The organism is Nonomuraea indica (genome assembly GCF_002850745.1).
Lineage (GTDB): Bacteria > Actinomycetota > Actinomycetes > Streptosporangiales > Streptosporangiaceae > Nonomuraea > Nonomuraea indica.
This window is the reverse complement of sequence record NZ_KZ559470.1, coordinates 235,923-246,906: the sequence shown is the minus strand read 5'-3', so window position 1 is coordinate 246,906 and position 10,984 is coordinate 235,923. Positions and strand designations below refer to the sequence as shown.

Sequence of the window (10,984 nt, the reverse complement as noted above, 5' to 3'; positions counted from 1 at the left end):
TCGGCGCCGCGGGCCCCCCCGCCTGTGGCGGGTTCCAGGGAGACCGGCGCGCCGGACATGGTGAGCGTCGGGTACCAGGTGGAGATCCTCTCGGCCGACCGCCCGACGTAGTGGCAGATGAAGCTGCGCCTGAACCGGTCCGCCGTGGTGTTCGGCCCGGATCCGTGCACCAGACTGCCGTTGAAGAACAGCACGTCGCCCGGCTCCATGTCCACGGGCACCGCCTCAAGGCCGGGCGGCGGCGGCACGTACTCCCGGGTGAAGGAGACGTCCGGGTCGGCCTCCTCAGGGCAGAAGAGGTCCATCAGGTGCGTGCCGGGGACCACCTCCAGCCCGCCGTTCGCCCGGTCCACCCGGTCCAGCGCGACCCAGGCGGCGACGCACGTGCCCGGCTCGACGCGCAGGTAGAAGTTGTCCTGGTGCAGCGCCTGGCCGCGAGCCCCGGGCGGTTTGAAGTAGAACATGCTCTGCGCTGCTATCGGCTCCTCGCCCAGCAGCTCGCGCAGGATCTCCGCGATGCGCGGGTCGAGCAGGTAGCGCAGTGCCGCCTCGTTCACCCGGTGGGGGTGCATGATGCGGGGATAGTCGCGCAGAATGTCGTACGGCCGGCCGGGTTCCTGCGGCCGAGGCTCGAAGTGACCCGGGACGGGCCCGGCGGCGTGCAGTGCCATGAACTCGTCGCGCAGCTCTGCCACCTCGACGGGTGACAGCAGCGCGCGGGCCAGGACGTGGCCCCGGTCGTGGAAGGCGTCGATGTCCATGCCGACCACGCTAGGAAGCCGGGACGGGGAAGGGTATGCCTGTGAAGGCTGAGGACATGTCCGTTCCTGCTGCCGAGCCGGCCATCGTCGGCCACCACGACCGGACACCCGGCTACGCGGTGCGCCGCGCGAACGGCTCGCCGAGTTGGCTGATGATGTGGACGCAGGCCGGGGCCGGCCTGGTCGAGCAGGCCGGGGCGTCCTGCACGACAGGGCCCGGCGACCTGGTGGTGCTCGCCTCCGGGGCCGCGCAGCACTACCGCGTCGCGCCGGGCAGGGACCGATGGCGCTTCTGGTGGGCGCACTTCCAGCCCCGCCCGTCCTGGTCGTCCTGGCTCGCGCCGTACGCGCTGGCGCCCGGCTGCCATCTCGTCGGCGCGATGCCCGCCGCCCTGCATAGCCGCATCGACCAGGCCTTCCGCCGCGCCCACCGGGACGCCCGCTGGCTCGCCCCCATCCATCCCGCGCTCCGGCCGTCGCCCGGCGGCTCGGCGTCACCCGGCCCGCCCGCCGCCGTCCCGGGGCCGTCCATCGCGGGTGAGCCGGCACCGGCGGTCGCCGAGTCGGCCCCGGCCAGGGAGCTCGCGATGGGGGCGCTGGAGGAGGTGCTCATCCTGGCCACCGCGGCGGCGGCCCCGCACGGCGGCGGCACCGGCGGCATCGGGGATTCACGGGTCGTCCGTGCCCTCGCGCTGATCGCCGCCGAGCCGGGGGCGCGGCACTCGGTCGTCTCCCTGGCCGCAGCCGTCGCCCTGTCGCCGTCGCGCTTCGCGCACCTCTTCACGGCCGAGACCGGCGCCTCCCCGATGCGCGCGGTCCGCCAGGCCCGGCTACGGCACGCGGCCCGGCTGCTGGAGGTCACCGACCTCGACGTGGGCCGGGTGGCGGCCGTGTCGGGCTTCGCCAGCCCCTTCCACTTCAGCCGGGTGTTCCGGCGCGAGTACGGGATCCCGCCGCGCGAATATCGCGCCCGGCTGACCAGAAGCGGCCGAGCGGGGTGACGTACCCGGCCCACGGGACGCGGCGGAGGCCCGACGGCGGGAACAGTGGGCGGGAGGCCCGACGGCGGAAACGGCGGAGGAGGAGGCCCCACCGCGGGACGTCCGGCAGCGCGACCAACATGGCGGGTGGCGCCACCGCGGTCGCACCGGCGGACGGCGCGCCACCCCGTGCCGAGGTCGTGCCCCCTCACGCCGGCGACAGTCGAGCCGGCCACGTCAGGCCGCCCACCCGCAGCAGGTCGGCGTCGCACCGGCCGGCTCGCGCGGGGCCGGCCGGGGGTCCGGGCCAGGCCCGTGCGACTCCTCCCACCGCACCGAGCGAGAGCCGGACCGCTACAGCTCGTCGGTGGCGGCGCGGCGGCTGCTGCGGACCGTGTCGCCCGGCTGCCGGTCGGGGACCGGCGGCGGGGTGCCGCCGAACTCCGGGCACAGCGCCTGATGGTCGCACCAGTCACACAGCCGGCTGCGCCGCGCCCGCCACTCGCCCGACCGCAACGACCGCTCGATCGCCTCCCACAGCGCCCGCACCTTGCGCTCGGTCGCCAGCAGGTCGGCCTCGTCGGGCGCGTAACGCAGCACCTCGCCCGCCCCGCCCAGATAGACGAGCTGGAGTAACCGCGGCACCTCGCCGCGCAACCGCCACAGCACCAGCGCGTAGAACTTCATCTGGAACAGCGCCTTGGCCTCGAAGTCGGGCGTCGGCGCGCTGCCCGTCTTGTAGTCGACCACCCGCACCTCGCCGGTCGGCGCCACGTCGAGCCGGTCGACATAGCCCCGCAGCATCAGCCCCCCGTCGAGCACCGCCTCGACGTAGAGCTCCCGCTCGGCGGGCTCCAGCCGCGTCGGGTCCTCGAGCGTGAAGTAGCGCTCCAGCATGCTCCGCGCCTGGGCCAGCCACTCGGCCTGCTCCGCCTCGTCGGCGAACATCTGCGCGTAGGCCGGCTCCTCGGCCAGCAGCCGCCGCCACTGCGGCTCCAGCAGCTCCAGCGCCGCCCGCACCGAGCGCGCCGGAGCCGGCAGGTCGTAGAGCCGCTCCAGCACCGCGTGCACCACCGTGCCGCGCACCGCCGCCTGGGACGGCCGCTCCGGCAACTGGTCGATCACGCGGAACCTGTAGAGCAGCGGGCACGTCATGTAGTCGCCCGCCCGGGACGGGGAGAGAGCTCCGATGATCACCGGCTCGGTCGACGTCATGCACCGCACTCTAGGTCAAGAAGCCGACAGAATAGGCCTCGCCGGGATCGGGATGACGTGACCGGGCGCGTAGCATCGAGGCAGCACCGGCATGTGACACACGACGAGGAGTGCGGTGAGCGAGCAGAGCCCGAGACAGGAGTTCTCCGGTCTTCGGATGGGAAAACCGTTCGGCATTCCGGTCTACGTCTCGTGGACCTGGTTCATCGTGGCCGCGCTCATCACCTGGGTCATCGGCGGTCGCGTCCAGGACATGCTGCCCCACCTCGACCAGGCGCTCGCCTACGCGGTGGCGTTCGTGTTCGCCGTGCTGCTGTACGTCTCCGTGCTGCTGCACGAGCTCGCCCACAGCGTGCTCGCCAAGGCCTACGGCCTGCCGGTGCGCCGCATCACCCTCTACCTGCTCGGCGGCGTGTCGGAGATCGAGAAGGAGCCGCCCACGCCGGGCAAGGAGTTCATGGTCGCCGCCGCCGGGCCGGCCCTGTCCCTGGGGCTCGCCGGGATCGGGCTGGCCGCCGACGTCTACGTCGTCAACGGCGGCGGCATCCCCGAGGTGCTCGTCTGGCAACTGTGGGTGGCCAACCTCATCGTCGGCGTGTTCAACCTGCTGCCCGGGCTGCCGCTCGACGGCGGCCGGATGCTGCGCGCCGGCGTCTGGAAGCTCACCCGGCGGCCCGTCGCCGGCACCGTCGCCGCCGCCTGGGGCGGCCGGGTGCTCGCCGTGCTGCTGGTCGCCTGGCCGTTGACCATGGCGACGATCAGCGGCCAGGAGCTCGACTACTCCAGTCTGCTGTGGCCCCTCGTACTCGCCTCGTTCATCTGGATGGGCGCCAGCCAGTCGCTCAGCACGGCCCGCATCCGCGCCCGCATCCCGCAGGTCAACGCCCGCACGCTGGCCCGCAGAGCCATCCCCGTCACCGCCGAGACGCCGCTGTCGGAGGCGCTGCGGCAGGCGGCCGAGCAGCGGGCCGGCGCCCTCGTCGTCGTCGACCACGAAGGCCGCCCGCTCGCCATCGTCAACGAGGCCGCCGTGCAGGCCACCCCGGAGCACCGGCGCCCCTGGGTGAACGTCGGCTCCGTGGCCAAGTCGCTGGAGCCCTCCCTGGTGCTCGCCGCCGACCTGGAGGGCGAGCCGCTCATCGACGCCATGCGCGAGACCCCGGCCGGCGAGTACCTCCTCGTCGAGCGGGGCGGCGAGATCTACGGCGTGCTGGCCACCGCCGACGTCAACCGCGTCTTCACCGGCGTCTGATTTGTCCCACTCGAATAACCGGCACGGCCCGGCTAGGGTCGGAGCCGGTGATCGGCCGGATCGCGCCCCCCCGGGGGTTCGGGGAAGCGACGGCTGGCCGATAGGGTTCCGTTCGACCAGACTTACAGTGTCAAGGGCTCTGCCGCGGCCGGTCCGTCTCGGTCCCGATATGGGGCCGGCCGCTGCGGCGCCCCGTCGTCCGGGTACGCGTAAGGCCGGCGGCCGGCACGGCAGTGCGGTGCCGTTCCACCGCCGGCTTCCGGGGAGGAGAGTTGAGTGACCGAGCGCAGCGAGGCCACCGATGACCGCGGCACCGTCGGCATGAAGGAGGACTCATGACCGGCCAGGGCTTCGGGCTGGTGCGCCCGCTTCCCGGCGACGGGCTGGTCGCCTACCTGGGCGGGTTGCTGCTGGCCTGCGACGCGGGCGAGGCCGCCGCCGACGACCTGATCGAGGCGCTGCGCTCCACGGCCGCCGCGGGAGGTGACGGCAGGGCGCTCGCCCGGCGCGCCGCGCAGGTGCTCGCCGCCAACATGACCGGTGACCCCGCCACCTGCGCCGTGGCCGGCCCCGTCGGCGACGGCGGTGTCGCCGTCCTGGTCAGCGGCGCGGCCGCCGCCACGATCAGCACCGCGGACGGCGAGACCCGCCTGTCCGGCAGCGACTCCCTCACCTGGGCCGACCGGCTCATCGGCGGCCCCGTCACCCGCGTCGAGCTCACCCTTCCGGGGGCCGGGCGGGCGCACCCCGCCGTCCGGCTCGACGGCGGTGTCGTCCACGGCGCGGGCCTCGCGGGCGAGTTCGGCGAGCAGGCCGCCGCGCCGGTCCGCCAGCTCACCAGCGAGCTGCCCGACACCGCCCTGCATTTCGAGCCCGACCTGGCCCGGTCCGGACCCGCACCCGAGCCCGTCCAGCCCTCGCCCGAGCCCGTCCAGGCCGCACCCGAGCCCGTCCAGGCCCCGCCCGCCACCGAGCGGCCCGCGGTCAACAACCCGCCCTACCCGATGTCCGGCGACCACCCGCCCGCACCGCAGGGCCTCCCCGCGGCGCAGCACTCCGCGCCGGCCCAGCACGGCTTCCAGCCCGGCCCGCCGTCGGGCCCCCAGGCCGCCGAGCCGTCCCCCTACCGCCAGGAGCAGTACAACTCCTTCTCCAGCCTGGACGAGCCCGCCGCCGGATCGAGCGGCCCCACCTCCGGCGACTACGACCAGCCGGCGCCCGACCCCTTCGGCCAGCCCGGCCAGCCCGGCCAGCACCTGTCGGCCGTTCCCGACTACTTCGACGCCGGCCCCCAGCAGGCGCCCGACCACGCCGACCAGCCCGGCCCCCAGCCGATGGGCGCCCCGGAGCCCTACGACCAGCCGCCGCAGCAGGAGCAGCCCGACCACGGCGACCGGCCCCTCGTCTACGGGGTCGACTGCAAGAACGACCACTTCAACGACCCGCGCGCCTCCTACTGCGCGGTCTGCGGCATCGCCCTGGTGCAGCGCACCCTCGTCCCCTACAAGGGGCCGCGGCCGTCGCTCGGCGTCCTCGTCCTCGACGACGGCACCGCGCTGCCCCTCGAATCCGACTACCTCCTCGGCCGTGACCCCGAACGCGCCCCCGAGGTGGCGGGCGGCTCCGCCAGGCCGGCCAAGGTGACCAGCCCCGACGGCTCCGTCTCGCGCCGCCACCTGCGCGTCGCGCTGGACGGCTGGGACGTCAACCTGGTGGACCTCGGCTCGGTCAACGGCACCCAGATCCAGCCGCCGGGCGACCCCAACTTCTACGACATCCCGCCCAACGAGCCCGTCACCATCGCCCCCGGCACCACCGTCCGCGTGGGCGTCTCCCGCACCCTGCGCTTCGAACCCCACCGCGGCTGACCGTCCCTCCCCACCACGACCCCCGCGGGCCACGAGCTCGGGCCCGTGACGGATCCCCGCAGGCCTGTGACCGGTCTGCGGCGGGTCACGAGTTCGGGTCTGTGGCCGGTCTGCGACGGGTCACGAGTTCGCGCACGTGATCCCGGGTCCTGGCGCGGTCGCGGTCCGCGTGGGCGCGTCAGCGGGGGGCGGGCCACGAGCCCGTCGCGGGGTTCGTGGGGGAGGGGGCGCGGGCCGTCGCCCTGGAGGCGTCCGCGCCGGCGAAGGCATGGACGCCGCGCAGGATCCGTACGGCCGCCTCCAGCCCGCTGGCCGCCTCCAGGGCCCGTCCGGCGGCCGTGGCGAAGCGGCCCAGCAGGTGCTCGTCGCACTCGCCGAAGTCGCGACCGGCCACCCAGACGAGCACCTCCTCGCACCGGACCGGCGGCACCGGCGGCACCGGCACGGCGAGGAACCCCGGCTCGCCCACCGACGCGTCGCGGGGGAGCAGCGCCCGGCCCGGCGACACCGCGAGGGCCTTGAGCACCCCCGACTCGGCCAGCCACGCCCGCACCCGCAGCGGGTCGCCCGGCGGCGCGTGGACGTGGACGACGACGGCCTCCTCACCGAGCCGGTCCACCCGCGCGAACCCCGCGCACGGCGCCCCGGTGACCGCGGCGGCGGTCCGGGCGAGCCGGTCGAGGAGTTCAGCGGGGTGGAGTCCGGACAGCGAGGTCATGAGCTGGCGCATGGCGGCATCGACACGGTTGCAAGGCATCCTGGTGTCCCTCGGCAGGAGGGGGCGAGATGGCGCGGCCCCGGTCACGGAAGTATCAGTGGCGGTGACCCGGAGTATCACCCTCCACGCGGCACTTGACCAGACCTCAACAGGAAAGGGAAATTTCTGCCGTTTTCGGGCGCGCGATGGAAGAAGACCTACCGCGGCCGCAACCGTACCCACTGCACGTCGTCCGCCCGCTCGCCGTCCGGGCCGGGGAACAGCTCCCGGTGCACGCACTCCCGCACGAACCCCGCCCGCGTCAGCACCGCGTGCGACGCGGCGTTGCCCGCGTTGGTGCCCGCCACGATCCGGTGCAGCGCCGTGTGGTCGAACGCCCAGTCCACCAGCAGCCGCACCGCCCGCGTCATGAGCCCCCTGCCCCGGAACACCGATCGCATCGCGTAGCCCACCGCGGCCTGCCCGAGGGTCGGAACCACCTGCACCAGTTGCAACTGCCCGGCGAAGGCGCCGGACTCCGCGTCGCGGACCGCGAGCTCGATCCGCTGGCCCGACACCCACCAGTAGCCCGTGTTGCGGCAGCGCCGCTCGTCGTCCTCCAGCGTCGTCGCCGGCCCGAAGCGGTAGGCGGCCACGCTCGGCTCGGCCATCATCGCGTGGAAGTCGGCGGCGTCCGCCACGTCGAGCGGCGTCAGCCGCACCACGCCGTCGGTCAGCTCGCCGCCCCTGAACGGCGGCAGATAGGCCGGCGCGCCCTCGCCCGGCTCGCCGGCCAGCCGGGACAGCACGACGGCGTCGACACGGCGCCCGTCAGGCGCCACCGTGGCCTCACGCCGCCGCCCCTCCTCGTGGAACCCCGCGCGGTACGCCACCACCAGGCTCGCGACGTTCTCCACCGCGACCCGGAGCTCCACCCGGTGCACGTCCTGGTCGAACAGCCACTGCGTCACCGCCCGGACCGCCCCGGTCGCCACCCCGCGGCCGCGAGCGGCCGGCGCCACCAGGTAGCCCATCTCGACCGCGCCCCACCGGTCGGGCGGCCGCACGCTGACGGACCCCACCCGCGCGCCGCCCTCGGTGATCGCGAACTCCGCCCCGCCGCCGCGCCACCTGTCCTCCGCCGAGGCCAGATAGGCGCGGGCGTCGTCCCGCGTGTACGGCGAGGGCAGCGCCGGCCATCCGCCGGCCGCCGGGTCGTCGTACGCGGTCACGATCGCCTCGGCGTCGGCCTCGACCGGCGGCCGCAGCACCAGCGGGCCGGCGGCGATCACATCACGGGGGAGCATCCCCCATAGATACCGCGCGTCAGCGACCCGCCGAAAGCCCTATAACCTTGCCGCCATGGGTTTCCGCAGGCATGGGCCGTTCCAGGTGGGGGATCAGGTGCAGCTCACCGACCCCAAGAACAAGCGCCACACGATCACGCTCAAGCAGGACGGCGTCTTCCACACGCACAAGGGCGCCATCCCCCACAGCGACCTGATCGGGCAGCCGGAGGGCTCCGTGGTGCGCTCCTCCGGCGGCACCCAGTACCTCGCCTTCCGCCACCTGCTGCAGGACTACGTCCTGGCCATGCCGCGCGGCGCGGCCGTCATCTACCCCAAGGACGCCTCGCAGATCGTCGGCATGGCCGACGTCTTCCCCGGAGCCCGGGTCATCGAGGCCGGCGTCGGCTCCGGCGCGCTCACCTGCTTCCTGCTGCGCGCCGTCGGCCCCGAGGGGCACGTCACCTCCTACGAGCGTCGCCAGGACTTCGCCGACATCGCGCGGGGCAACGTGGAGAAGTTCTTCGGAGCGGAGGAGGACGGCCCGGCGGGCAACTGGCGGCTGGTGGTCGGCGACCTGGTCTCCGCCATCGACGAGATCGACGTCGACCGGGTCATCCTCGACATGCTGGCCCCCTGGGAGTGCGTCGACGCCGCCGCCAAGGCCCTCACGCCGGGCGGCGTGATCTGCTGCTACGTGGCCACGACGACCCAAATGTCGAAAACGGTCGAGGCGATTCGCGATCACGGGAGTTTCACCGAGCCCCATGCGTGGGAGACCCTGGTTCGCGACTGGCATGTCGAAGGGCTCGCCGTACGACCCGACCACCGGATGATCGGGCACACGGGCTTCCTCGTCACGGCCCGCCGCATGGCGGACGGCGTCACCCCCCCGCCGCGCCGCAGACGACCGAAGGGAACCACTGAAGAACTATGACAATTTGGCCACGAGGGTGCGTTGTTGCCTGACGCGGGAACAAGCACCCGTGTTCAGATGCTGGCAGTATCAAACGCACCATTAGGGATAATTCACCGAACACTGTATGTCACTCTACGAACACTGCCCGGCCAGGTTACGGAGGGGCCCGAGATAGGTAAGGTCCTAAGTAGTCGCCCTCGACTGGGAAGGAGGTGACGGGGCGTGGCAGCTCGCGATGATGCTGAGGCTCGAGCCGCGCAGCGCGAACGGGAGGTCGCTGATCTTTCAACACAGGTCTCCTTCCTCCAGGAGGAGATCACCGCGCTGAGGCGGAAGCTGGCCGAGTCACCCCGTCAGGCCAGGGTCCTCGAAGAGCGCCTTCACGAGGCACAGGCAAACCTCGCGGCCGTGACCGGCCAGAACGAGCGCCTGGTCGCCACGCTGAAGGAGGCCCGGGACCAGATCGTCGCCCTCAAGGAGGAGGTCGACCGGCTGGCGCAGCCGCCATCCGGTTTCGGCACCTTCCTCGAGGCCCGAGAAGACGGCACGATCGAGGTGTTCACCGGCGGCCGCAAACTGCGGGTGAACGTCAGCCCCGCCGTCGACGTCGACTCGCTCAGGCGCGGCCAGGAGGTCATGCTCAACGAGGCCCTCAACGTGGTCGAGGCACTCGGCTACGAAGAGGTCGGCGAGATCGTGATGCTCAAGGAGCTCCTCGACGGGGGCAAGCGCGCCCTGGTCATCTCGCACGCCGACGAGGAGCGCGTCGTCCGGCTCGCCGAGTCGCTGGTCGGCCAGCCCATCAGGGCCGGCGACTCACTGCTGCTCGAGCCCCGCTCGGGCTACGTCTACGAACGCATCCCCAAGTCCGAGGTCGAAGAGCTGGTCCTCGAAGAGGTCCCCGACATCTCCTACGAGGAGATCGGCGGCCTCTCCCGCCAGATCGAGCAGATCAGGGACGCCGTCGAGCTGCCCTACCTGCACGCCGACCTGTTCCGCGAGCACAAGCTGCGCCCGCCCAAGGGCGTGCTGCTCTACGGCCCGCCCGGTTGCGGCAAGACCCTCATCGCCAAGGCCGTCGCCAACTCCCTGGCCAAGCAGGTCGCGGAGAAGACCGGCCAGTCCGGCAAGAGCTTCTTCCTCAACATCAAGGGCCCCGAGCTGCTCAACAAGTACGTCGGCGAGACCGAGCGGCACATCCGCCTGGTCTTCCAGCGCGCACGGGAGAAGGCCTCCGAGGGCACCCCGGTGATCGTGTTCTTCGACGAGATGGACTCGATCTTCCGCACCCGAGGCTCCGGCGTGTCCTCCGACGTCGAGAACACCATCGTCCCGCAGCTCCTGTCGGAGATCGACGGTGTCGAAGGCCTGGAGAACGTCATCGTCATCGGCGCCTCCAACCGCGAGGACATGATCGACCCGGCGATCCTGCGGCCCGGCCGCCTGGACGTCAAGATCAAGATCGAGCGGCCGGACGCCGAGGCGGCCAAGGACATCTTCTCCAAGTACCTCGTCGAGGACCTCCCGCTCCACCCGGACGACCTGTCCGAGCACAGCGGGTCCCGCGAGGCCACCATCCACGGCATGATCCAGAGCGTCGTCGAGCGGATGTACACCGAGAGCGAGGACAACCGCTTCCTCGAGGTGACCTACGCCAACGGCGACAAGGAAGTCCTCTACTTCAAGGACTTCAACTCCGGCGCGATGATCCAGAACATCGTCGACCGGGGCAAGAAGATGGCCATCAAGCAGTTCCTCGAGACCGGCCAGAAGGGTCTGCGGGTCCAGCACCTGCTCACGGCCTGCGTGGACGAGTTCTCCGAGAACGAGGACCTGCCCAACACCACCAACCCCGACGACTGGGCCCGCATCTCCGGCAAGAAGGGCGAGCGGATCGTCTACATCCGCACCCTCGTCTCCGGCAAGCAGGGCGCCGAGGCCGGGCGTTCCATCGACACCGTCGCCAACACCGGCCAGTACCTGTAGAACCACGGTCACCAACGCCA

The 10,984-nt window shown here is 72.6% G+C and carries 9 protein-coding genes; 5 read left to right on the top strand and 4 right to left on the bottom strand.

Annotation, left to right across the window (positions count from 1 at the left end):
• Nucleotides 1-761, bottom strand: a 761-nt coding sequence (locus CXR44_RS15915) for a phytanoyl-CoA dioxygenase family protein (protein WP_101786987.1), incomplete at its 3' end; no start/stop codon positions are given.
• Nucleotides 762-817: 56 nt separating this feature from the next.
• Between CXR44_RS15915 and CXR44_RS15910 the strand changes: the two genes are divergently transcribed.
• Nucleotides 818-1,762, top strand: a complete 945-nt coding sequence (locus CXR44_RS15910) for a helix-turn-helix domain-containing protein (protein ID WP_219601823.1) — start codon at nt 818-820, stop codon at nt 1,760-1,762.
• Between the two features lie 333 nt (nt 1,763-2,095).
• On the opposite strand, the gene CXR44_RS15905 is transcribed toward CXR44_RS15910, so the two are convergent.
• Entirely contained in the window at nt 2,096-2,956 is an 861-nt protein-coding gene (locus CXR44_RS15905; RefSeq protein ID WP_101786809.1) for a RecB family exonuclease, read from the bottom strand.
• Nucleotides 2,957-3,113: 157 nt separating this feature from the next.
• Between CXR44_RS15905 and CXR44_RS15900 the strand changes: the two genes are divergently transcribed.
• Both CXR44_RS15900 and CXR44_RS15895 read left to right on the top strand, forming a co-directional pair.
• Nucleotides 3,114-4,208, top strand: coding sequence for a site-2 protease family protein (locus CXR44_RS15900; protein WP_101786808.1), 1,095 nt, complete (start codon nt 3,114-3,116; stop codon nt 4,206-4,208).
• A gap of 335 nt (nt 4,209-4,543) precedes the next feature.
• Nucleotides 4,544-6,076, top strand: coding sequence for an FHA domain-containing protein (locus CXR44_RS15895; RefSeq protein WP_101786807.1), 1,533 nt, complete (start codon nt 4,544-4,546; stop codon nt 6,074-6,076).
• Between the two features lie 178 nt (nt 6,077-6,254).
• Here CXR44_RS15895 and CXR44_RS15890 read toward each other — a convergent pair whose 3' ends face one another.
• A complete protein-coding gene (locus CXR44_RS15890; protein WP_144069979.1) occupies nt 6,255-6,833 on the bottom strand; it encodes a hypothetical protein in 579 nt (192 codons plus the stop codon).
• A gap of 158 nt (nt 6,834-6,991) precedes the next feature.
• Nucleotides 6,992-8,080 carry a GNAT family N-acetyltransferase gene (locus CXR44_RS15885; protein WP_101786805.1) on the bottom strand — a complete coding sequence of 363 codons (1,089 nt, stop codon included), beginning with the start codon at nt 8,078-8,080 and terminating at the stop codon, nt 6,992-6,994.
• A gap of 55 nt (nt 8,081-8,135) precedes the next feature.
• Here CXR44_RS15885 and CXR44_RS15880 point away from each other — a divergent pair, with 55 nt between their 5' ends.
• Together CXR44_RS15880 and arc are read left to right on the top strand one after the other, a co-directional pair.
• Entirely contained in the window at nt 8,136-8,996 is an 861-nt protein-coding gene (locus CXR44_RS15880) for a tRNA (adenine-N1)-methyltransferase (RefSeq protein ID WP_101786804.1), read from the top strand.
• A gap of 204 nt (nt 8,997-9,200) precedes the next feature.
• Nucleotides 9,201-10,964 (top strand): proteasome ATPase, encoded by a 1,764-nt coding sequence (gene arc / locus CXR44_RS15875; protein ID WP_101786803.1) that lies wholly within the window; start codon nt 9,201-9,203, stop codon nt 10,962-10,964.
• Nucleotides 10,965-10,984 lie beyond the last annotated feature (20 nt).